The sequence below is a fragment of the Weissella minor genome (genome assembly GCF_001437425.1).
GTDB lineage: Bacteria > Bacillota > Bacilli > Lactobacillales > Lactobacillaceae > Weissella > Weissella minor.
The window spans coordinates 101,992-123,914 of the sequence record NZ_JQCD01000021.1; the positions used below are offsets into that span (position 1 = coordinate 101,992).

The 21,923-nt window shown below is 40.7% G+C and carries 23 protein-coding genes; 21 read left to right on the forward strand and 2 right to left on the reverse strand.

Annotated features, from left to right (window positions below; genetic code table 11):
- The first annotated feature begins 16 nt into the window (after positions 1-16).
- From trpS to IV67_RS02935, 14 genes are all read left to right on the forward strand, one after another.
- Positions 17-1,036 (forward strand): tryptophan--tRNA ligase, encoded by a 1,020-nt coding sequence (gene trpS, locus IV67_RS02870; RefSeq protein ID WP_057786925.1) that lies wholly within the window; start codon positions 17-19, stop codon positions 1,034-1,036.
- A 19-nt stretch (positions 1,037-1,055) separates the two neighbouring features.
- Positions 1,056-2,000: a Ppx/GppA phosphatase family protein gene (locus IV67_RS02875; protein ID WP_057786927.1), complete on the forward strand. Its 945-nt coding sequence runs from the start codon at positions 1,056-1,058 to the stop codon at positions 1,998-2,000.
- Positions 2,001-2,116: 116 nt separating this feature from the next.
- On the forward strand, positions 2,117-2,965 hold the full coding sequence (locus IV67_RS02880) for an NAD(P)H-hydrate dehydratase (protein ID WP_057786929.1): 849 nt from the start codon (positions 2,117-2,119) through the stop codon (positions 2,963-2,965).
- Positions 2,966-3,073: 108 nt separating this feature from the next.
- Positions 3,074-4,495 (forward strand): dipeptidase PepV, encoded by a 1,422-nt coding sequence (gene pepV / locus IV67_RS02885; protein ID WP_057786931.1) that lies wholly within the window; start codon positions 3,074-3,076, stop codon positions 4,493-4,495.
- A gap of 219 nt (positions 4,496-4,714) precedes the next feature.
- Positions 4,715-5,707, forward strand: a complete 993-nt coding sequence (locus IV67_RS02890; RefSeq protein ID WP_057786933.1) for a DUF1002 domain-containing protein — start codon at positions 4,715-4,717, stop codon at positions 5,705-5,707.
- Between the two features lie 36 nt (positions 5,708-5,743).
- On the forward strand, positions 5,744-6,517 hold the full coding sequence (locus tag IV67_RS02895) for a biotin--[acetyl-CoA-carboxylase] ligase (protein ID WP_057786935.1): 774 nt from the start codon (positions 5,744-5,746) through the stop codon (positions 6,515-6,517).
- Between the two features lie 10 nt (positions 6,518-6,527).
- Positions 6,528-7,055, forward strand: coding sequence for a biotin transporter BioY (locus IV67_RS02900; protein WP_236698239.1), 528 nt, complete (start codon positions 6,528-6,530; stop codon positions 7,053-7,055).
- 26 nt (positions 7,056-7,081) lie between these two features.
- Positions 7,082-7,657 carry a guanylate kinase gene (locus IV67_RS02905; RefSeq protein ID WP_236698242.1) on the forward strand — a complete coding sequence of 192 codons (576 nt, stop codon included), beginning with the start codon at positions 7,082-7,084 and terminating at the stop codon, positions 7,655-7,657.
- A 17-nt stretch (positions 7,658-7,674) separates the two neighbouring features.
- Positions 7,675-8,112, forward strand: a complete 438-nt coding sequence (locus IV67_RS02910; RefSeq protein ID WP_057786940.1) for a hypothetical protein — start codon at positions 7,675-7,677, stop codon at positions 8,110-8,112.
- Between the two features lie 2 nt (positions 8,113-8,114).
- Positions 8,115-8,915 carry a DUF6681 family protein gene (locus IV67_RS02915; protein ID WP_057786941.1) on the forward strand — a complete coding sequence of 267 codons (801 nt, stop codon included), beginning with the start codon at positions 8,115-8,117 and terminating at the stop codon, positions 8,913-8,915.
- Positions 8,916-9,135: 220 nt separating this feature from the next.
- On the forward strand, positions 9,136-9,870 hold the full coding sequence (locus tag IV67_RS02920) for an amino acid ABC transporter ATP-binding protein (RefSeq protein ID WP_057786942.1): 735 nt from the start codon (positions 9,136-9,138) through the stop codon (positions 9,868-9,870).
- 19 nt (positions 9,871-9,889) lie between these two features.
- Complete coding sequence (locus IV67_RS02925; protein ID WP_057787040.1) at positions 9,890-10,726, forward strand: transporter substrate-binding domain-containing protein; 837 nt, start codon at positions 9,890-9,892, stop codon at positions 10,724-10,726.
- Positions 10,726-11,364 (forward strand): amino acid ABC transporter permease, encoded by a 639-nt coding sequence (locus IV67_RS02930; RefSeq protein ID WP_057786943.1) that lies wholly within the window; start codon positions 10,726-10,728, stop codon positions 11,362-11,364. The genes IV67_RS02925 and IV67_RS02930 overlap by 1 nt, the downstream gene beginning before the upstream one ends.
- 14 nt (positions 11,365-11,378) lie before the next feature.
- Entirely contained in the window at positions 11,379-12,035 is a 657-nt protein-coding gene (locus tag IV67_RS02935) for an amino acid ABC transporter permease (protein ID WP_057786945.1), read from the forward strand.
- A gap of 85 nt (positions 12,036-12,120) precedes the next feature.
- Here IV67_RS02935 and IV67_RS02940 read toward each other — a convergent pair whose 3' ends face one another.
- Both IV67_RS02940 and IV67_RS02945 read right to left on the reverse strand, forming a co-directional pair.
- Positions 12,121-13,149 (reverse strand): lactonase family protein, encoded by a 1,029-nt coding sequence (locus IV67_RS02940; protein ID WP_057786947.1) that lies wholly within the window; start codon positions 13,147-13,149, stop codon positions 12,121-12,123.
- Between the two features lie 107 nt (positions 13,150-13,256).
- Positions 13,257-13,877 carry a YczE/YyaS/YitT family protein gene (locus tag IV67_RS02945; protein ID WP_057786949.1) on the reverse strand — a complete coding sequence of 207 codons (621 nt, stop codon included), beginning with the start codon at positions 13,875-13,877 and terminating at the stop codon, positions 13,257-13,259.
- Between the two features lie 331 nt (positions 13,878-14,208).
- Between IV67_RS02945 and IV67_RS02950 the strand changes: the two genes are divergently transcribed.
- The 7 genes from IV67_RS02950 (at position 14,209) to IV67_RS02980 (ending at position 21,894) form a co-directional block, all read left to right on the forward strand.
- A complete protein-coding gene (locus IV67_RS02950; protein WP_057786953.1) occupies positions 14,209-15,849 on the forward strand; it encodes a peptide ABC transporter substrate-binding protein in 1,641 nt (546 codons plus the stop codon).
- Positions 15,850-15,895: 46 nt separating this feature from the next.
- Positions 15,896-16,825 (forward strand): ABC transporter permease, encoded by a 930-nt coding sequence (locus IV67_RS02955; protein ID WP_057786955.1) that lies wholly within the window; start codon positions 15,896-15,898, stop codon positions 16,823-16,825.
- Positions 16,826-16,839: 14 nt separating this feature from the next.
- Positions 16,840-17,862 carry an ABC transporter permease gene (locus tag IV67_RS02960; protein ID WP_057786957.1) on the forward strand — a complete coding sequence of 341 codons (1,023 nt, stop codon included), beginning with the start codon at positions 16,840-16,842 and terminating at the stop codon, positions 17,860-17,862.
- A 16-nt stretch (positions 17,863-17,878) separates the two neighbouring features.
- Complete coding sequence (locus IV67_RS02965) at positions 17,879-18,970, forward strand: ABC transporter ATP-binding protein (RefSeq protein WP_057786959.1); 1,092 nt, start codon at positions 17,879-17,881, stop codon at positions 18,968-18,970.
- Between the two features lie 12 nt (positions 18,971-18,982).
- Positions 18,983-19,933 (forward strand): ABC transporter ATP-binding protein, encoded by a 951-nt coding sequence (locus IV67_RS02970; protein WP_057786961.1) that lies wholly within the window; start codon positions 18,983-18,985, stop codon positions 19,931-19,933.
- Positions 19,934-20,089: 156 nt separating this feature from the next.
- Positions 20,090-20,599 carry a transcription repressor NadR gene (locus tag IV67_RS02975; protein WP_057786963.1) on the forward strand — a complete coding sequence of 170 codons (510 nt, stop codon included), beginning with the start codon at positions 20,090-20,092 and terminating at the stop codon, positions 20,597-20,599.
- A 98-nt stretch (positions 20,600-20,697) separates the two neighbouring features.
- Positions 20,698-21,894, forward strand: coding sequence for an MFS transporter (locus tag IV67_RS02980; RefSeq protein ID WP_057786965.1), 1,197 nt, complete (start codon positions 20,698-20,700; stop codon positions 21,892-21,894).
- Positions 21,895-21,923 lie beyond the last annotated feature (29 nt).

The window sequence follows — 21,923 nt, forward strand, 5'->3', positions numbered from 1 at the left end:
TGAGGAAATATAGATAATGGCAGAAAAAAAAGTACTTCTAACAGGTGATCGACCAACTGGAAAATTGCATATTGGGCACTATGTCGGCTCATTAAAGACCCGTGTGGAAATGCAAAATTCTGGTGATTACGATCCTTATATTATGATTGCGGACAAGCAAGCATTTACTGATAATGCGCGTAATCCAGAAAAAATTAAAAATTCATTGACTGAAGTGGCTTTGGATTATTTAGCAGTTGGACTTGATCCTAAGAAATCAACGATTTTTGTGCAAACAGCTGTGCCACAATTATCAGAATTAACAGAATACTTCATGAATTTGGTTTCAGTGGCGCGTTTGCAACGTAACCCAACGGTGAAGGCTGAAATTCAACAAAAAGGATTTGGAGAAAGTATTCCGGCTGGATTCTTTAACTACCCTGTTTCACAAGCAGCCGATATTGCGATGTTCAAGGGGCAAGTGGTTCCGGTTGGGGATGATCAAGAACCCATGTTGGAGCAAACCCGTGAACTGGTTCGTGCCTTTAACCATTATTATGGCGAAGGTATTTTGGTAGAACCTGAAGGTATTTTCCCACCTAAGGGGCAAGGCCGTTTACCTGGTTTGGATGGTAACGCTAAGATGTCAAAGTCATTGGGCAACTGCATTTATTTGAGTGACAGTGCTGATGAGCTTTGGAATCGTGTCCGTTCAATGTATACGGATCCAGAACACGTCCAAGTGAGCGATCCAGGACACGTTGAAGGTAATATGGTCTTTACTTACTTGGATGTCTTTGATTCTGATAAGGCTCAAGTTGAAACGCTTAAAGATCAGTATCGTGCTGGTGGTTTAGGTGATATGAAGATTAAGAAATATTTGTTTGAAGTTCTAGATGCTGAATTAGCACCAATTCGTGAGCGTCGTGAGACTTTTGCAGAAGATCGTCCTGCCGTTTTGAAGATGTTGGCAGAAGGTTCAGAACAAGCTCGTCAAACAGCAGATGAAACGATGCGCGAAGTGCGAGCAGCAATGGGCATTAATTACTGGGGTTAGGTGATAAAAGAGGTACCGTATGAATTATTTAGCAGTGATTGATTTGGGATCAAATTCAACGCGCATGGTAATTGAAGAACTTGATGAGAGCGGCCAATTTACCGAGATTAAGCATCGTAAAATTGATACGCGAATGGCACAAGGAATGGATCAAAATGGTGGTAATTTAACATCAGATGCGATGAAGCGAGTGCTAGAGGCTTTGGTTATTTTTCAAAAGGAATATGAAGCATATCCTGAAATTGAGATTGAAGGCATTGCCACAGCAGCGGTACGTGAAGCAAATAATCAAGCCGATTTTTTGGCGCAAGTTTATGACACAATTGGTGTTGATATTCGTGTACTGACTGGTGATCAAGAAGCTTATTATGACTATCTGGGTGCCATGTGCGCATTAGATGTTGATAATGCTTGGCTGTTAGATACTGGTGGTGCCAGTGTTGAATTAGTTGGGATTGAAGACCGGATGGCGGCTAATTTTATTAGTTTGCCTTTTGGCGCTGTGAATTTATCGGAAAAGTTTCAATTAAATGAAGACACGATTGATGCTGATAAATTAGAAGCCGCAACGGATTATGTAGAGACGCAATACGAGCGTTTGCCATGGATTAACGAAGCCCAAGAAGCAGAAGCTTTGCCAATTATTTTATTAGGTGGTGCCAATCGTTCATTAGCGCGTTTAGATCGTTTACGCCAAGGCTATGATATGTCACAAGATTTTCACGGATATACCATGTCAGCTGATGCGGTTTTAAAAACTTTTCATGAGATGACCAATGCCTCACGCCAAGAACGTGAAGCTGTCTTGGGCGAAGAAGCTAATCGTGCTGATATTATTGTGAGTGGTTTACTACCATTGATGGCATTGATTCAAGCAACGAATGCAAAAGAAGTTATTTTTTCGGCATCGGGTGTGCGTGAAGGACTATTGCAAGAATATCGCATGTCTTTGGATTCAGAATAAAGAAAAGTACCATCATGTTGATGGTACTTTTTTTCTAATTTGATTAACGCTAGTATTCGATATTAAAATGCTATAATATAAAGGGTATATATTATGAAGATTTTGGAGATGACATCATGGTCAAACAACTAAATGAAGGTATTTTGAAAGAAGTCATTGTTAAGCGACCAGCTGATAGTTACAAGGGTGACTATGGGCATGTATTGCTCATTGGTGGTGACAAGCAATATGGGGGTGCCATTACGATGGCCGCACAAGCCGCTGTTTCATCAGGGGCTGGGTTAGTAACGGTTGCTTCAGATAGTGTTAATCGAAGTGCACTTCACAGTCGCGTCCCAGAGGCAATGTTTGTCGATTGGTCTGACTTGGAAGTCTTAATGGAACAAATTGACCGCAGCGATGTTGTGTTGCTCGGGTCAGGAATGGGTTTGAGTGAATACGCTGTTTCTTTGGTGAAGCGCGTCTTAATGCAAGTGAGTTCAAAACAAGTTTTGGTTGTAGATGGCTCAGCTTTAACGATTGTAGCTCAAGAAAACTTGATGTTTCCACGTGAGACGTTCACGATTGCGACACCGCATCAGGTTGAATGGGAACGTTTGAGTAAGATTCAACTAAATTATCAACATGAAATTCAAATGAATGATGTGCAGCGTCAAATGTTGAATATTGATATTTTGGTCTTAAAGCAGCATCATACAGTTATTTACAGTAGTGATGGTCAGACTGAATTAGAGCAAGGTGGCCCTTACCAAGCTGTGGGTGGCATGGGAGATGTCTTGGCCGGTATTATTGCGGCCTTTGTGGGACAGTTTAAATTTAATATGACGCAAACGGTTGAAGCTGCAGTTTATGCGCATACTGCATTAGCTGATCAGATGGCAGCCTATAATTATATTGTTCGACCATCATTGTTAGCAGATGGAATGGCGAACTTTATGGCGCGTTATCAGAGTAATTTTGATTAATTAAAGGAGCAGTCACGAATAGTGGCTGTTTTTTTTGGAATGCGTTAGGCGAAAAACCGAAAATAGCGTATAATGATTAGCAAATAGACATTGGAGGATCACTGATTTATGGTTAAAGCAACAGAATGGTTGGCTAAGTCACTAACTTATGAAGATGACTTGCTTGCTGATTTAGAAGAAATGATTTCAATTAAGTCTGTCCGTGACGATGCGGCAGCAACTGAAGATGCCCCATTGGGACCTGGACCTAAAGCTGCTTTGGACAAGTTTTTAGAAATTGCAGAACGCGATGGTTTCCGTACTGGTAATTATAAGAATTTGGTCGCCTATGCTGAATTGGGACCAGAAGATGCTGAAGAATCAGTGGCCATTATCGGACATTTAGATGTTATGCCAGCTGGTGACGGTTGGACTAAAGACCCTTGGACACCTGTTATCGAAGATGGTCGTCTTTATGGTCGTGGATCTTCTGACGATAAGGGACCTACATTTGCGGGTTACTATGCAATGAAGATGCTTAAGGATATGGAAGTGCCATTGACCCGTAAGTTGGTCTTCATGGTTGGAATTGATGAAGAATCTGACTGGACTGGTATGGATGATTTCTTGGCTGAATATGGTGAACCAACCATGGGATTCTCACCTGATGCTGAATTCCCAATTATCAATGGTGAAAAGGGAAATAATTCAGTTGTCGCTCGTTTTGCTGGCACAAATGAAGGATCAACCCGTTTGATTTCATTTACTGCTGGTGAACGTCCAAACATGGTTCCTGGAACAGCTAAGGCCGTTGTTGAAACGGAAGATGCTGAAGCCTTGGTTGAGAAAATGAATGCTTATCTAGCTGAAGAATCACGTGTTAAGGGTGAAGCTGAAATTTCAGGTAACCAAATTGACTTTACATTCTTTGGTCGCCAAGTTCACGGTGCCATGCCTGAAACAGGTGAAAATGCTGGAACTTACTTAGCTAACTTCTTGAAGGAAGCTGATTTTGGTGGCAACGCGCAAGGCTTCTTAGACTTCTTGGGTGGTGCTTTGCATGATGACACACAAGCTAATAAGATTGGTGCTGCTAAGCATGATGATTTGATGGGTGATTTGTCAATGAACGTTGGAATCCAACGTTTCACTGATGGTGAAGATGGGTTCATTAACATGAACTTCCGTTACCCACAGAATACAGATGCTGAAACAATTGCTGCGGCAGTTAGTGCAGCGCTTCCTGAAACATTTGATGCGACGGCTGAAAATGAAGGTCATGCAATGGTTCCTCATTATGTGCCAGGGGATGACCCAATTGTTGCCACATTGTTAGATGTTTACCGTGATCACACAGGTATGCCTGCTGGTGAAAACGTCATTGGTGGTGGAACATTTGGTCGTTTGTTGAAGCGTGGTGTTGCCTTTGGTGCCATGTTTGAAGGTGTACCAGATACAATGCATCAAGCTGATGAATTCTTCCCTGTTGTTGATTTGACACGTGCTATGGCTATTTTTGCTCATGCAATGAATGATTTAGCAACTGACTAATTTATGAAAAAGTAAAGACACGCTCATCATGAGCGTGTCTTTTTTTATAGATTTCTTTAGGATTAAAGAGAATTAGGTGATTGTTAATTATTAATGATAGAATAAAGAATACCGTGATGGAGCGAGAAAATTGGATAAGACCAACGTGTTTTATGAGTTTTTTAAGCAACCTCGCGGTAAAATTAAGATAATAAATTTACACAGTAAAGGGGAATTGACATGAAAATGACGCAAAAGCTTGCTGGTTTATTAGTTGTCGCAACCTTATTAGGTGGTGTTGCGCAGGTAACGACCACACAGACCAATGCCTTTGCCTCAGAATCAGTAGAAGGCGTTCAAACGCGAGCACTTTCTAAGCCATATGTTGTGTATGGGGCTGGTACACGTCAAAAGACACAAACTGCACAAACATTAGGGATTAGCAATAATTATCAAAAGCTCACGACGACTGGAGCTGATGCCAAATACATTGGCTTAACTGGCATCAGTAATGAGGCAATGATTAGTTCCGTTTCGCTTGCACCAGCTGAGCCTAAAACCGGAACTTTAGTGAATATTGAACCGTTTGAAGGAAAAAATAACATCACTAAAGTGACGGCACAGCAATATGCGATGGCAGCCACAATGGCGGGCGTCGACGATGTTATTATTACGGTGACTGCCGATAAGCCAGTGTCAGGTGAAGCGGCTTTGGCAGGTGTGTATAAAGCTTTGGATACAGATGGGATTGCATTGAATCAACAAAATACGAATGCAGCCAACAATGTGCTGGAAGCGACAACACAAGTGTTAGACACACAAGGCGAAAAGAGTGATTCGAAATATGCTGGTAAATTAACGGCGGCCGTGACTAATACGGCGAGTGAACTTGCTGACCGCAAACAACAAGGTGATAACATTGACATTAATGTCATTATTAATCAATTAACGGTTAATTTGGAACAAAATGATTTGGGGGACAAAGTGTCTGATGAGCAAGTTAATCAAATTGCCACAGCCCTACAATCAGTGAATGAGGCGCCTATTTCAAATTCGAGTGATTTCGTGAAGAGTTCGGCTAAGTTGTCAGATAAACTTACCAAATCAACTGGGGATGTTATGGCTAAAGCGCATGATTTTGCCAATTCAAAAGATGCGCATAATGCATCGAATTGGTTTGTGACGCATATTTGGGAACCTGTCTTTAACTTCTTTTCATCGCTTTTTAACTAGTTTTTGTACATACCAAAAACTTACAGGAGAGTATTTGTGGCATTCGATACAAAGAGATTACAAAACTGCCTACCTGATGTAAAATTGTATGCATTTGATGAAATTGATTCGACAAGTTTATTTGCGAAACGTTTGCTGAACGAAACGAACCAACCAATGTCAAAAATACCGGCGTTAATTCTAGCGAATCGACAGACCAATGGGTATGGCCGTCGAGATCGGCAATTTTACTCACCAGCAGATGTGGGTGTGTATATGACAATGTTAGTGCCGATGACTGAAAATCAATTACATGAGCCAGGAACCATGACGCTCAACCTAGCAGTTGCAGTTCAGCAAGTTGTGCAAAAACAATTAGGCGTTAATTTAGCAATTAAATGGGTAAATGATTTATATCAAGGACAACGCAAAGTAACAGGTATTTTGGTTGAAATGCTCCAAATGCCAACGCAGCAAATGCAAGGGATTGCAGCGATTGGGATTGGGATGAATTTAAATCCAACGGTTTTTCCAAATGAATTACAAGCAAAAGCTGGTGCAATTACATCAGCACATGTGGATCGTGAAGGATTGGTTGCAGGGCTATTTGAAGCTTGTTTACAAAATCTAACGCTGCCTTTTAGTGCAGTGCGGGATTATTATTTAGATCATAGTTTGGTTTTGAATCAAACGGTTGAATTGGTTAGGGGGAAGCAAACAATTCAAGGTCGGGTTGTTGATATTGATACAGAGGGGCGGCTTATTTTAATATCACAGCAACAACGCTATCAGTTTTCTGCTGGCGAAATTACAAAAGTCAATTTAACATAATGGGGTATGAATGATGAAGTTAAGAACGCTAACATTAGCGGCAATGTTTGCTGCAATTATTAGTATTATTGCGCCGTTTGCCATTCCAATGGGGTTAGTACCATTAAGCTTGCAGACGTTAATTGTGCCATTAGTGGCAAGTCTGACGACGCCACGAATTGCTTTGCTAGCCGTACTCGGTTACTTAGCAGTCGGCTTGGCAGGATTGCCTGTATTTGCAGGCTTTCAAGGTGGCTTGGGCGCATTTGTGGGGCCAACTGGCGGTTATTTGTTAGCCATGTTGGTTTTTCCATTAATTATTAGTCCGTTGATGCAGCGTGTTAATCAACCATGGATGTTAGTGCTCAGCACGGGCATCGCAGCGGTTGTGCAACTGGCATTAGGAACAGTCTGGTTAGCCCTTGCAGCTAATTTATCGCTGGAAGTAGCCATGTCGACTGGATTTATCGCTTTCTTAGCGCCATTATTTATTAAATGGATGTTAGTTGTCTTAATTAACTTAGGAATTAAACGGTCAATTCACTTACCAATTGCGTAAGGATGATGCATTGGCCTAGGAGACTTATTTTGGAACGAAAAGTGTTTGTCGTCACGGGAAATACCGGAACTGGTAAAACGTCAGTGACGAAATATCTAAATGATTTTTTTGAAATGCCCAAGGTGATTACGCATACAACGCGTAAGCCACGTGAAGGCGAAATGGACCAAGTTGATTATTACTTTGAATCAGCTGATTCATTTAAACAAAATCATTTCTTAGAACAAGTAGATTACAATGGCAATCAATATGGTTCATCAAAGGAAGGCTTGGAGCGTGCGTTTGAAAAGAACCCTTTGATTACCATTGTTTTAGATACAAAAGGGGCAGCGACTTACTTGGAAGCTTTGCCTGAAGATGAAGTCGTTGTGATGTATCTAACGGTATCAAAGGAACGGGATCTCTATCAACGTTTGGTAAAACGTGGAGATGACGTTCAATCAATTAACAGTCGCTTAAGTAGTGAGGAATTTGTGCGCGATGCACAACTACCCGCTGCGTTAGCGGCCAAGGCCCATGTTGTCGTGAATGATGATTGGGAAGAAACAAAAAGAAAAGTGGATGCGATTGTTAAGCAAGCCATCCAACCAAAAGTAGATTAAGATAAGGAGGTCCTTTTATGGAGAAACGGACACCCCCATTCATTACGCCAGTTGCGTTAGTATCAATGATTTTAGCGTTGAGTGCTGGAAATGCAGTTGTGAATGTGACCACCAATACCCGAAATGGTGGGCCAACTAGAGCCCAGGTTTCATCTCAAAAAAAGGCAGAATCTGAAAGTGTATCGCGGCGTGAAGCCAGTGAATCTGAATCAAAAGCTTCTGAGTCTTCTAATGTTGATGAAGAAGTTTCAAGTCAAAGTAGTTCGGAACCAGTATCAAGTAGTTCAGAAGCATCTGAAAATTCACAAAGCTCAGAATCAGATCGTTCATCAAGTAGCTCAGATGGTTCATCTGAAGCAAGTTCGTCGAGTGATGATGCACAAAGCAGTAGCCAATCTACGCCAGCTTCAAGTAGTAGTAATGTAGATGGTAATAACCAAGGAGGTGATCGTTAATTATGTTATCAGCACTTGATTTAATTAATCACTACCTCGGTTATTTAAATGTGAATCCTAAATTGAAAGGGCGCATTTATACCGTATTAGCAGCAGTCGGAAGTAGTTATATTCTGTATTTGGCGTATTCATATCTCAGTAATAAGGCGTATGTTCGTGGCAGTCTCATTTTATTAGCGTTCCTTGGGATTCTGTATTTTACAGCGGTAAATTTCTTTTATTATTTCACGGATAAGGCACCAAAATGGGATGTATCGCCAAAGATTGCCAAAGTATTAGGAACACCGCAAGAAGCAGCTGATGAAGCTATACCAGCTGGTGGCGTGCAGTTCGTGCCATCAAATGGCTTGTATGCTAGTAATGAAGTATTGCCGGCGACTTTGAAGCTTGACGCTGGGATGGAAGCAGAGTTAGCAACGATTGCTTCGCAAATCACACAAAGTCATTTGGCAGATGATAATTATGATGGTTTATCAGAGAATCAACAAATGAATCTCTTGTCACAAGGGCAAACGAAGGTCTATGCAACGGGGGACGGGGCACCATTACCTTATTACCGTTTAGAGCAAGATGCCGATGGATTGGCCATTTATGGTGGGATCAATGAAATGTCAGCTAAACGTTTAGGTTTGGTGACTGAAGTTGGACTCCAACCAATAGCGGAAGCTGCCAAAAAATACAACTTGTATGTTGCGACTGCTGTAATTAAGGGTGGTTTAGCGCACGTGAAAGGTCGAGCTGGTCTGACTGAAATTCAAGACCCGTACGAATTACACGTAGAATTAGCATACAAACCTAAATAGTAAAACGTTTTTAACGGATATACTTAAAAAAGTATGAGAAATTGGTCGGGTTTTGATTAATTTTTGTTTGACAAAAAGTAACCTTAGAGATTAAGATAAATTTAGTACAACAATTAGATGTAAGTACGTTTCCCGGTGCGGCTGACTAGCTGTATCGGGTTACTTTGTAATTATTTGGCAAATCTTGGCTAGATAATATTATTTTTAGGAGGATACCCTGATGTCAATGATCGAGTTTAAAGATGTCGAAAAGTATTATGGAGATTTCCATGCTTTACATGATATCAATTTAGAAGTTGAAGCAGGTGAAACTGTGGTGTTACTTGGACCTTCTGGTTCCGGAAAATCGACCTTAATTCGAACAATTAATGGTTTGGAGTCGATTGAAGGCGGACAATTAATTGTTAATAATCAAGATTTGGCCAATCCGAAAACGGATTTGAATCGTTTGCGTAAAGACGTTGGAATGGTGTTCCAACACTTTAATCTTTATGACAATAAAACGATTTTGGAAAATATTATGATTGCTCCCCGCTTGGTACTTAAGCGTGATGAAGCCGAAAATAAAGAAACAGCTATGGGCTTGTTGGAACGTGTTGGTTTGACTGATCAAGCCAATAAGTATCCTTCACAATTGTCAGGTGGACAAAAGCAACGTGTTGCGATTGCACGTTCACTTGCGATGAAGCCAAAGGCGCTTTTGTTTGACGAACCAACTTCAGCCTTGGACCCAGAAATGGTTAATGGTGTTTTGAAGATTATGCGTGAAATTGCGCAAGATTCATCAATGACAATGCTTGTTGTGACCCACGAAATGGGATTCGCCAAGCAAGTTGCAGACCGTGTTATCTTTATGGCTGATGGTAAGATCTTAGAAGATGCACCAACAGCTAAGTTCTTTGAACATCCAGAAGAAGAACGTGCACGTCAATTCTTGTCACAAATTGTGCATTAAGGAGGGCTTGGCAATGCAGATGAAGCAAGTAGCAGGAGCAGCGTTTAGCTTTTTTGCCGCGGGCTTGCTTATGAGTGGGGTTACACAAACAACCGTTCATGCTGCAAGTTCTGACAAAAATGAAACATACGAACGTATCCAAAAGACACACAAGATGAACTGGGGTGTTAAAGGGGATACTAAGTTGATGGGCTTGATGAATATCGAATCTGGTAAGCTAGAAGGATTTGATATTGATATGGCCAAAGAAATTACGAAGCGTGTTGATCCAAAGGCGAAGGTTGAATTAACGCAAATCACCTCTGGAACACGTGTACCAATGCTATTGAATGGTAATATTGATTCAATTATTGCCACAATGACTATTACACCTGAACGTGAAAAGGTTGTTGATTTCTCAGAACCATACTTCAATGCGGGTCAATCATTATTGGTTAAAAATAGTAGTGATGTTAAAAACATTAAGGATTTGGACCGTAAAGGCGCTCGTATTTTAGGGGTGCAAGGTTCAAATTCAATTGAAAATGTTAAAAAATTCGCACCAAAAGCACGGATTGTTGCTTTGCCTGATTATGCAACGGCTTTGACGGCTTTGCAGTCAGGACAAGGTGATGCGTTGACAACTGACAATGGTATTCTTTATGGAATGGCCGTTGATAACAAGGGTGTTAAGGTTGTTGGTGGTACCTTTACAACTGAACCATATGGAATTGCCGTTGATAAAGACAATCCTAAGTTGGTGAAGGCCATTAACGATGCCGTGGATGATATGAAGTCAGATGGAACATACGATAAGCTTGCTAAGAAGTGGTTTAATGATGTTCCTGGTATGGATTGGAAGGAGGTCGCTAAGTAATGTGGTCATTATTTACGAGTCACGCTAGCGAATTCCTAACTGGTTTTGGTTGGACGATTCTATCAAGTGTGATTGCTTTGATTGGTTCAACAATCCTAGGGTTAGGGTTTGCGCTCCTTCAAATCGTGCCAAATCGTTGGGCGAACTTAGTTGGAAAGATTTATATTGAAATTGTTCGTAATATTCCACTTTTGGTTATTACAATGTTCTTTTACGTCGTTGTGGCGAACATCTTCAAGTTGAATGGATTTATTTCAGGAACAATTGGGCTAACGCTCTATACGTCAGCCTTTATTGCCGAGACAATTCGTGCCGGAATTAACGCCGTTGATTCTGGACAATATGAAGGTGGTCGTGCCAATGGAATGTCTTGGTGGGAAACAATGCGTTACATCGTATTGCCACAAGCGATTCATTTGGTGATTCCACCTCTTGGAAATCAATTTGTGAATTTGATTAAGAATTCATCTGTCTTGGCTTTCGTGGCCGGACTTGATTTGATGTACCAAGCCAATATGATTTCACAATTGACTTTTGATACATTTAATCCATATATCATTGTTGCGATTTTCTACTTAATGCTAACGATGCCTTTGAGCTACTACATGCGTTACTTAGAAGAAAAGAATGCACATTAAGGAGGGGTTGAACGATGCAAGACTTTTTACAAGCATATTCATGGGTTAACATGCGTTTCCTCCTTAATGGATTGTGGATAACAATTGTCGTATCTGTGGTTTCAATTGCGTTTAGTTTCGTGATTGGCTCAATTTTGGGAACGATTCGCTACATGAAGATTAAGTATGTCTCAGAAATTGTTGGTTTCATTATCGATTTGATTCGAAACCTACCATTATTGTTGATCATTTTCTTCACGTATTTTGCCTTACCAAAGGTCGGAATTCACTTCAACGTTATGATTTCAACAATTGTCGCGATGACAATTTTCGAATCAGCGATGTTGGCTGAAATCGTCCGTTCTGGAATTAAGGCCGTTCCAACTGGTCAATTAGAAGGGGCCCGTGCGAATGGTTTGAGCTTCTACCAAGCTTTGTGGTACATCTTACTACCACAAGCTTATAAGAAGATGATTCCACCAATCGTGTCACAATTCGTTTCATTGATTAAGGATACGTCTTTGGCAACCATTATTATGTTGCCTGAAGTAACATTCCGTGCACAAACAATTTATGCACAAAAACCTGCACAGATCATTCCAATGTTCTTGATGCTTGCGATTTTGTACTTTATCTTGAACTTTACAATTTCACGAGTTGGAACATATATCGATCGCCGTATGGCTTCTTAATATAAACAAGTAAGACTAGACGTCAGTTTAGTCTTTTTTTGTGCCAAAAAAAAACAGGCCTAGCTAGACCTGTTTTGCTTTTTCATTATTCAAAATAAACACAAACCGTTTCAGGACCGTAGAAAGTATCATCAAGTAACGAAAGTGTGCCATCTTCAGCGTTAATCTCAAAGAGGGATAGTGTGTCTGAGAATTGATGTCCGACGACAATAAATTGACCAGAAGGATCAATATTAAAGTCACGTGGGAAATCCCCTGAAGTACTAATGCGTTGAATTAAGTCTAATGTGCGACCATCGTCAGTGACCTTATAAACTAACAAGGTGTTTGTGCCACGATTTGAAACATACAAGGTATTTGTTTTTTCATTAAAGCGAATCGCCGCACCGCTATTGAACTCAGTCCAATCTTCAGGTGTTGTAAAGTACTTTTCGACAAAGACTAAGTCACCTGAGTCCTTATATTCAAGGACTGAGACGCTACAATCTAATTCGCCAACTAAGTAGACGTATTGACCATTTGGATTGAAAATCAAGTGACGAGGACCTGTTCCCGGTTGGGCCTTGTAGATTGAACGTGTTGAAATTAAACCACTGTCTTCTACATCATAGAGATAAACTTGATCAGTTCCCAAATCACACACAATGAGACGACCGTCAGGGGTTAAGTCTGTGTAATGGATGTGTGGGGCATCTTGGTTTTCATGGGGACCTACTGGGTCACGATGATAGAAAGAAGTTGCTGGACCAACACCATGGTCTTCATTTAAAGCATAGACGTTCAACTCACCCTTGTGGTAGTTGGCACCATAAACTAATTGACGGTCTTCATCGAAGGCCACATAACAGACCGGTGCACCGGTCTCAAGGACCTTGTTAATGACCTGATAGTCACCGTTCTCATCGGCAGCATAAGCAGCAATACCACCCATACGTTCTTGATCATAGACAGCATAAATCGTGCCATCTTGCGCAGTTGTCAGATAAGTTGGATTGCTTTCTTTAGCTAACAATTGTAGATTTTGAAGTTGCTTCTTTTCAGTATCTAACTCAACGCGATAAATACCTTCACTATTCTTCTTCGTATATGTTCCAAGTAAAAATGTCTCAATCATCATTAAGCTCCTTTATATTGAAAGAAAAACCACCTAGCCAAGTTATCTTAGCTGGGTGGTTTTACTAAATGCCAAGATAAATCTGAAATGAATTATGTTGGTTGTGATTAATTGAAGAAACTGTCGTTTTCAAACTTTGGAATGATTTTTGTCCACATGGCAATTAATGAACCACAACCAAAGGCAGCAACAATCGTTCCAATTCCGACATTGGCCATACCTGATAGAACAAATGCCAAGATGACGAAAGCAATGTCTTGCCAACTACGAATCACATTGTATTCACCATGTAGTTGCTTTGTCAAAATAGGGGCAATTGAATCATAAGGCGCAGCACCCATGTTACCGGCCATATAAATAGCAGCTCCCAATGTGAAGAAAACAATTCCAACAACTAGGATAAGCAACTTACCGATGAATCCAGTATTTGCAATGCCCATGTGTTGCAAGATTGGTGTGAAGAATTGAATCAAAGCACCAACCAAAGTCATGTTAAGGATTGTTCCCCAACCAATGCTCGTTTTGTCATTAAGGAAAACGTATGCAAACAAAATTAAGTTTGTACCTAATTGCGTGACCCCCAAAGATAAATTCAATTTACCAGCCAAACCAATATTAAAAGCAGTAAATGGATCAACACCTAGACCACCAACACGTAATGTTGAGGCTCCAATACCGATGATCGCCAAACCAAGCAAAATATATGCAATCTGCACAAACTTTTTCATAAAAGTCCCTCCTATTTAATTACTAATGATTATAAAACAATAGATTTGCATAATCAATAAGACGCATGTGAAATAGATATTTAAAATTGATATAAAGTATCAAGAGGTGGCTTAAGGAAGGGGCTAAAATGGCTTGATATCGCGTAAAATTAGGTGAAATAGTGCACAGCAATTAAGCTTAAAATGAGAGCAGTAAGTATTGAAAACGTGTTTACATAGCCGTTAAGCGCTTCTTATATGAGAAAGTTATCATTGACAATTCACATTGTTAACGATATTATTGTCAAATAGCGAAAAGAACTCTCATAAAAATATGGTTGGGGGAAGGATAATGAAAAAAAGCATAGGAAAGCCGCTTGCCTTAGCAGCAGGATTCATGTTGGCTGGGACCGTATTGGCCCAGGCAACGGCAAGCGCAGATGAAGAAGAAGGTAAGTACAAGCCAATTACGTGGGCTGAAAATGCACCATTGAGCTCAATGGACCCATCTAAGGTTACGGCAGCGATTGACTTTGACGGATTGACAGCTACAAATGATGGTTTGTTCCGTGCCGATAAGAACAACAAGCCACAACCGGCCTTAGCAGAATCATATGAAGTTAGTGATGATGGTTTGCATTATACATTTAAGCTCCGTAAGGGAGCTGAATGGTCAAATGGGACACCAATTACAGCGAATGACTTTGTCTATGGATGGCAACGTACGAATGATCCAAAGACGGCATCACAATATGCATACCTATTCTCAGGAATTAAGAATGCTGATGCGATTCAAAATGGTAAAGAAAAAGACCTTTCAAAGTTAGGGGTTAAAGCTGAAGATGATCATACCTTGAAGGTTGATTTGGAAAAGCCTTTACCACAATTGATTTCAATGCTACCAATGGCACCATTTTTCCCACAAAACGAAGCGTTTGTGAAAGAAGTGGGTGCTAAGTATGGTACGCAGTCAAAGTATATCTTGTCATCTGGTCCATATGTCCAACAAGATTGGAATGGATCAAACGATACCGTCACTTATAAGAAAAATGAAAAGTACTACGATAAGGATGCAGTTAAGACTAAGAAGCTCACAATCAAGACAATTGCAGACCAAAACACAGGTTACAACCTATATAAGTCAGATACACTTGATTTCACAACTTTGTCACCACAACAAGTGACGGCTTCAAAGAATGATAAGGCCTTTACAACTATTCCTTCAGCGACTGCTTCATATATGCAATTAAATGAAAAGCAAGTACCTGAATTTAAGAATACTAATATTCGTCGTGCTATTTCTTATGCGATTGATCGTAAAATCTTAGCTGATAAGATTTTGACAGGAAGTGCAACTCCAGCAACCACATTCTCAGCTACAAAGTTAGTTGAAAATCCAAATGATGGTGAAGACTTCTCTAAGTCAGTTACAGTTGACGGTGCGGTAACACATGATTTGGATAAGGCCCAAGAATTATTTGATAAGGGTCTTAAAGAGACTGGATCAAAGGATTTGGAAATCGAATTGCTAGCTGATGATAGTGATGGAGCCAAGCGTTCGGCTGAATTCTTACAAAGTCAATTACAACAAATTGATGGTTTGAAGGTTAAGATTAAGATGGTACCATTTAAGCAACGTATTAGCCTATCAGCAGACAAGAAGTTTGATATGGTTATCTCATTGTGGGGTGCTGATTATGCTGACCCATCAACATTCTTGGATTTGTATAAGTCAGATTCACCATTTAACGAAGGTTCATGGCATAATGATGAATATGATGCTTTGATTGACCGCGCGAATGGTGAGCACGTGAACGACCCTAAGAAGCGTTTTGCAGACTACAAGGAAGCAGAACAATTGATGAGTAAGGAAATGGGTGTCGTGCCATTGTACTACCGCTCACAAGCAGCTTTTGTCCGTCCAAGCGTGAAGGGCATGGTTTACCAACCGGCTGGAGCACCATATGACTTTAAGTGGGCTTATAAGGAGTAATGCATACGTGCATTAGGAGTTAGTTATAAAGAAAGGTTTGTCAAATATGTCCGGAATGTTTAAGTATATTTTGAAAAGAATCGGCATTATCTTCTTGACGTTGATCATTGTTATCTCTGCAACGTTCTTCTTGATGAAATTGATGCCTGGTTCACCCTTGGCGAACGCGGCGCGTTTGTCAGGTGAGCAACGTCAATTAATTGAATCACAATATGGATTGAATGATCCATTAATGGTTCAATATTGGCATTACTTGGTGAATGCCCTCCAATTTAATTTTGGACATTCATTCCAATTCCAAGATCAACCCGTTTCACGTTTGATTGCGCAACGTATCGGACCTTCAATCCAATTGGGATTGCAGGCTTTGGTCTTTGGTGTTATTTCAGGAATCGGGTTAGGAGCAGCCGCAGCTGTTCGTCGTAACACGAAGACTGATACAACATTGTCAATCTTGGCTGTTTTGGGTGTATCAATTCCCTCATTCGTTTTCGCCGCTTTGGCCCAATACTTCGTTGGACTTAAGTTAGGTTGGTTGCCAATTGCTGGTTGGGAAGGTTTCAAGTTTACAATCTTACCAACAATCGCATTAGGAATGGCACCATTAGCCACAGCTGCTCGTTTCATCCGTACTGAAATGGTGGATGTTATGGGATCAGATTACATTGAATTGGCACGTGCCAAAGGACTTTCACAAAATGAAATCGTCTGGAAGCACACTTTGCGTAATTCATTAATCCCATTGGTTACATTGATTGGACCAATGGCGGTTAACTTGATGACTGGATCAGTTGTTATTGAAAAGATTTTCGCGATTCCTGGAATCGGGGGACAATTCGTTTCATCAATCTTGACGAACGATTACCCTGTGATCATGGGAACAACGATTGTTTACTCAATGATGTTGATGGTTGTCTTGTTAGTAACTGATATTTTGTATGGATTAATCGATCCACGAATTCGTTTGGCAAATTAGGGGAGGAACGAAAAATGGCTGAATTAAATCAAGTGTCAGCAGCTGATTTTGAGTTGCTACCAAATGACCGTAAACGAAACAATGAAACAATTGAAAAGCCATCATTGAGCTTTGCGCAAGATGCTTGGCGTCGTTTGAAGAAAAATAAGGGTGCTTTCATCTCACTATGGGTGATTGTTGTGATTGTTGCAGCAGCCTTTATTTCAATTCCGTATGCAAATACAACGACAACTGCAGAACAAAACGTGATGCAACAAAACTTGCCACCTAAGGCACCCGGTAATCTACCAGGTTTCAATGGAAAGCAAAAAGTTGATGGGGAACGTTTTGATGCTTATAAGCGTGCCGATGTGAAGAAGGGTGAATACCACATCTTTGGAACTGATCAATTCGGACGTGACATCTTTAAGCGTGTGCTTTATGGAACACGTGTGTCATTACAAGTGGCCTTAATTGCCGCCTTGATGGACTTGGTCTTTGGGGTGACATATGGAATGATTTCAGGATGGAAGGGTGGCCGTGTTGATATGGTCATGCAACGTATTGTTGAAATCATCTCATCAGTGCCTAACTTAGTGGTCTTCGTGTTATTGATTTTGATCATGAAGCCAGGTCTATTCTCAATCGCGTTAGGAATCGCTTTGACGTCATGGACGTCGATGTCCCGATTGATACGTGCTGAAGTGCTTTCATTGAAGGAACAGGACTTTATCTCAGCTGCTAAGACTTTGGGAACATCGCCTTGGAAGATTGGACTACGTCACTTAGTACCAAATGTGTCTTCAACAATTATTGTGCAATTGATGTTTACAATTCCATCAGCAATCTTCTTTGAAGCTTTGCTATCATTTATTGGAATTGGTATTCCAGTGCCAATGGCATCACTTGGAACTTTGTTGAATGATGGACAAACAGCATTCCAGTTCTATCCATATCAATTGGTATTCCCAGCCTTAATTTTGTCAGCATTGATGATTGCATTTAACTTGCTAGCTGACGGGTTGCGTGATGCCTTTGACCCACGAACACGTGATTAAGGAGCAGTGAGAGGAAATGACAGAAAAAATCCTTGAAGTAAATGATTTAAAAATCAATTTTAATACCGACAGTGGTACTGTTCAGGCTATCCGTGATGTTTATTTTGATTTAAAGCCAGGTGAAACACTAGCCTTAGTGGGTGAATCTGGATCAGGTAAGTCAGTAACAACACGTGCTTTGATGGGACTACTTGCAAAGAATGCGCGCATTGAGCGTGGATCAGTTCAATTTAAGGGTAAGGAATTGATTGATTTACCTGAAGACGAATATCGTGATATTCGTGGTTCAGAAATTGCCATGATTTTCCAAGATCCAATGACATCATTGGACCCAACGATGAAGATTGGTCAACAAATTGCCGAACCTTTGATTAAACATCAAAAAATGGGTAAGAAAGAAGCCTGGGATAAGGCGTTAGATATGATGAATTTGGTGGGTATTCCAAATGCTGAAGCACATATTAACGATTATCCCCATCAATTCTCTGGTGGGATGCGTCAACGTATCGTGATTGCGATTGCATTGATTGATAACCCTGAAGTGTTGATTGCCGACGAACCAACGACTGCTTTGGACGTTACCATCCAAGCCCAAATTTTGGACTTGATGAAGAAAATCCAAAAGGAATTTGGTACATCAATCATTTTCATTACCCACGACCTTGGTGTGGTGGCTGGAATGGCTGATCGTGTGGCAGTTATGTATGCTGGACAAATTGTTGAAATTGGAACGATTGATGAAATCTATGGTTTCCCACAACATCCATATACATGGGGCTTGTTGAATTCAATGCCAACAACACAAACAGATCGTGGTAGCTTGGAAGCAATTCCTGGAACACCACCTGATTTGTTGAACCCACCCGTTGGAGATGCGTTTGCTGCTCGTAATCAATATGCTTTGGCAATTGATGAAAAGCAACAACCACCATATTTCCAACTATCACCAACTCATTTTGCGGCAACTTGGTTGTTGGATGAACAGGCACCTGAGGTGGTTCCACCTTTGACGGTGCGTCAACGTTGGGCAAAGTATCAACAAGCTCATCCAGATGCAAGTAATAAACATGCCAAGCCAGTTGAGGCTTCCGCAATTTTGGCAAGATAGGAGTTTGATGTAATGGTAGAAAATCGTAAAAAAATGGTCGAAGTTAAACATCTCGACATTACCTTTAATAAAGGCCGTCGTAATCAAACTCTCGCTGTTCAAAATACTTCTTTTGATATCTTTGAAGGAGAAACTTTCGGACTTGTTGGTGAATCAGGTTCAGGTAAGACGACAATTGGGCGTACAATTATGAAATTGTATGAACCAAGTGCTGGTGAAGTCTTGTATGATGGTACGAATGTACATGATATCAAGAAGAAGGCTGACTTGAAGCAATTCCATCAAGATGTTCAAATGATTTTCCAAGACCCACAAGCATCTTTGGATCTTCGTATGAAGGTTAAGGACATTGTGGCGGAAGGGTTAGATGCGAACGGATTGGTAAGTGGTAAGGATGAACGTGACCGCATTGTTGAAGAAATGCTTGAAACGGTTGGTTTGAAGAAAGAACATGCGAACCGTTATCCGCACGAATTCTCAGGTGGACAACGTCAACGTATCGGAATTGCCCGTGCGTTAGCGATGAATCCTAAGTTTATTATTGCCGACGAACCTATTTCAGCCTTGGACGTATCAATCCAAGCACAAGTCGTGAACTTGATGCAAAAGTTACAAGAAGAACGTAACTTAACGTATCTCTTCATTGCCCACGACTTGTCAATGGTGAAGTATATTTCTGATCGTATCGGTGTTTTGCACTGGGGGAAGATGGTCGAGATTGGAACTTCTGATGAAGTGTATAATCATCCTTTGCATGACTATACGCGTTCATTGTTGAGTTCAATTCCTGAACCAGATCCAGAAATTGAAAAAGCGCGTGAGCCAATTATTTATGACCCAACGCGTGAAATGGACGGAAAAGAGCGTCACATGATTGAAGTCGCACCAGAACATTTTGTTTGGGCAACCGAAGAAGAAGTTCCAATGTATCAAGAACGTGCCCGTGAATTTGGTCTCATTTAACGATAAATAAACCTACGGCTTCGAAGTCATTCGATAGCGTAGGTTTTTTATTTGCTCAAAAATGTATTAGGTAATGTCGCCCAAATCCTTTAAACTAAAGGTATAAAGGAGCGGAATGATAATGTTTCGTTACGTGTGAAAAGTGAGGGAAAATAGATGCAAGGAATTGAACGGCAACAAATCATTAAAGAAAAACTCTTAAATGCAGAAACGACCATTAGTGCGAATCAATTTGCAAAGTTATTTGAAGTATCACGTCAAACAATTGTTGGAGATATTGCACTTTTACGTGCGACTGGTGAAAAAATTGATTCAACCCCACAAGGGTATCGTTATCAACAAACGCGTGCGTTAAGTCAAATTGTCGTCGTACAACATACGGCTGACCAGATGGCCCTTGAACTCAATACATTGATTGATGTAGGGGTTTCAATCGAAGATGTGCAAGTTGAACATCCAATTTACGGTTTACTTAAAGGCGCTTTGAGTTTGCATACCAAATCGGATGTACAACATTTCATTGATAAATATCATGAGATACAAAGTGAATTACTATCAAGTTTGACCAATGGTTTACATATGCATCTATTGACGTACGATGAACCAGACCAATTAGAAATGGCCCGCCAAAAACTTGATGAACTGGGGATGCTCTACCACAATTAGGTTGACAAGACACCCCTAAGATTGCTAAGCTTATTTTTGTTGTTTCAGGGTGTAAAGACACCTTGTGTACGAATAAAATAGGGTTGTAGGGAGCAGAGATGTCAAAGGATATTAGGAAGTTACTTTCAGTAACGGGTTGTGCATGGTTATTTGATGCAATGGACGTTGGATTGTTATCATTTATTTTAGTTGCGTTGCAACAAGATTGGAATTTATCACAAGTCCAAGTTGGTTGGATTGGTTCAGTTAATTCAATCGGATTAGCAGTTGGTGCGGTTGCTTTTGGGGCTTTGGCTGATGCAAAAGGGCGTAAGCTCATGTTAATGGTGACACTATTAACTTTTTCAATTGCCACTGGTTTGTCAGCTTTGGCCACGGGTTACGCCATGTTTATGGTATTCCGTTTCTTCGTTGGTTTAGGTTTGGGTGGTGAACTACCTGTTGCGTCAACCTTGGTTGCTGAACGTGTGCCCCAGACAATTCGTGGGCGTGTGATTGTCTTACTTGAAAGTTTTTGGGCAGTTGGTTGGCTGGTATCTAGTTTGTTAGCCTACTTTGTGATTCCCAACTATGGTTGGCGGATTACGCTAATCATTTCATCGTTAACTGCCTTTTACGTGCTCGTTTTGCGACGTCATTTGCCAGATGATGAAGCAAGCGTCCAAACGGTGACACATGCAGATAATGTGACGATTGGACAACGCTTTGCTAAGTTATTTCAAGGTAAGTACACACGTTCAACGATCATGCTTTGGATTGTTTGGTTCATGATTATGTTCTCTTACTATGGTATTTTCTTATGGCTACCAAATGTCTTGATTGGTAAAGGCTTCAGCATGGTTAATAGCTTCGGTTATGTGGTGATTATGACTTTGGCCCAACTACCAGGTTACTTCACAGCCGCATGGTTAGTTGAGAAATGGGGACGTAAGTCAGTCCTAGCTGTTTTCCTAACGGGGACTGCGATTAGTGCCTTTGCTTTTGGTTTTGCGACGACGCTACCAATGGTCTTGATGTCGGGGATGCTATTGTCATTCTTTAACTTGGGGGCTTGGGGTGTGCTTTATGCATACACACCTGAATTATATCCAGCATCAATTCGTGCCACAGCCAACGGTGCTGCGGAAGGATTTGGTCGTCTAGGGGGAATTTTGGGACCACTCGCAATTGGTGTCTTCTTAAGCCATCAAGTGTCATTCGTCGGTATCTTTAGCGTCTTTAGTTTAGCCATTGTGATTGCGGTCATTGCAATTTTGGTGCTTGGAAAAGAAACGCGTGGAATCGAATTAGATTAAAACTGTGAACAAATAAGTTAAACCATCTG

Bases quoted from the DNA above. Each gene is read 5' to 3' on its own strand.
- trpS (WP_057786925.1), top strand. From the start codon at position 17: ATGGCAGAAAAAAAAGTACTTCTAACAGGTGATCGACCAACTGGAAAA.
- IV67_RS02875 (WP_057786927.1), top strand. From the start codon at position 1,056: ATGAATTATTTAGCAGTGATTGATTTGGGATCAAATTCAACGCGCATG.
- IV67_RS02880 (WP_057786929.1), top strand. From the start codon at position 2,117: ATGGTCAAACAACTAAATGAAGGTATTTTGAAAGAAGTCATTGTTAAG.
- pepV (WP_057786931.1), top strand. From the start codon at position 3,074: ATGGTTAAAGCAACAGAATGGTTGGCTAAGTCACTAACTTATGAAGAT.
- IV67_RS02890 (WP_057786933.1), top strand. From the start codon at position 4,715: ATGAAAATGACGCAAAAGCTTGCTGGTTTATTAGTTGTCGCAACCTTA.
- IV67_RS02900 (WP_236698239.1), top strand. From the start codon at position 6,528: ATGATGAAGTTAAGAACGCTAACATTAGCGGCAATGTTTGCTGCAATT.
- IV67_RS02910 (WP_057786940.1), top strand. From the start codon at position 7,675: ATGGAGAAACGGACACCCCCATTCATTACGCCAGTTGCGTTAGTATCA.
- IV67_RS02915 (WP_057786941.1), top strand. From the start codon at position 8,115: ATGTTATCAGCACTTGATTTAATTAATCACTACCTCGGTTATTTAAAT.
- IV67_RS02920 (WP_057786942.1), top strand. From the start codon at position 9,136: ATGTCAATGATCGAGTTTAAAGATGTCGAAAAGTATTATGGAGATTTC.
- IV67_RS02925 (WP_057787040.1), top strand. From the start codon at position 9,890: ATGAAGCAAGTAGCAGGAGCAGCGTTTAGCTTTTTTGCCGCGGGCTTG.
- IV67_RS02930 (WP_057786943.1), top strand. From the start codon at position 10,726: ATGTGGTCATTATTTACGAGTCACGCTAGCGAATTCCTAACTGGTTTT.
- IV67_RS02935 (WP_057786945.1), top strand. From the start codon at position 11,379: ATGCAAGACTTTTTACAAGCATATTCATGGGTTAACATGCGTTTCCTC.
- IV67_RS02940 (WP_057786947.1), bottom strand. From the start codon at position 13,149: ATGATTGAGACATTTTTACTTGGAACATATACGAAGAAGAATAGTGAA.
- IV67_RS02945 (WP_057786949.1), bottom strand. From the start codon at position 13,877: ATGAAAAAGTTTGTGCAGATTGCATATATTTTGCTTGGTTTGGCGATC.
- IV67_RS02950 (WP_057786953.1), top strand. From the start codon at position 14,209: ATGAAAAAAAGCATAGGAAAGCCGCTTGCCTTAGCAGCAGGATTCATG.
- IV67_RS02955 (WP_057786955.1), top strand. From the start codon at position 15,896: ATGTCCGGAATGTTTAAGTATATTTTGAAAAGAATCGGCATTATCTTC.
- IV67_RS02960 (WP_057786957.1), top strand. From the start codon at position 16,840: ATGGCTGAATTAAATCAAGTGTCAGCAGCTGATTTTGAGTTGCTACCA.
- IV67_RS02965 (WP_057786959.1), top strand. From the start codon at position 17,879: ATGACAGAAAAAATCCTTGAAGTAAATGATTTAAAAATCAATTTTAAT.
- IV67_RS02970 (WP_057786961.1), top strand. From the start codon at position 18,983: ATGGTAGAAAATCGTAAAAAAATGGTCGAAGTTAAACATCTCGACATT.
- IV67_RS02975 (WP_057786963.1), top strand. From the start codon at position 20,090: ATGCAAGGAATTGAACGGCAACAAATCATTAAAGAAAAACTCTTAAAT.
- IV67_RS02980 (WP_057786965.1), top strand. From the start codon at position 20,698: ATGTCAAAGGATATTAGGAAGTTACTTTCAGTAACGGGTTGTGCATGG.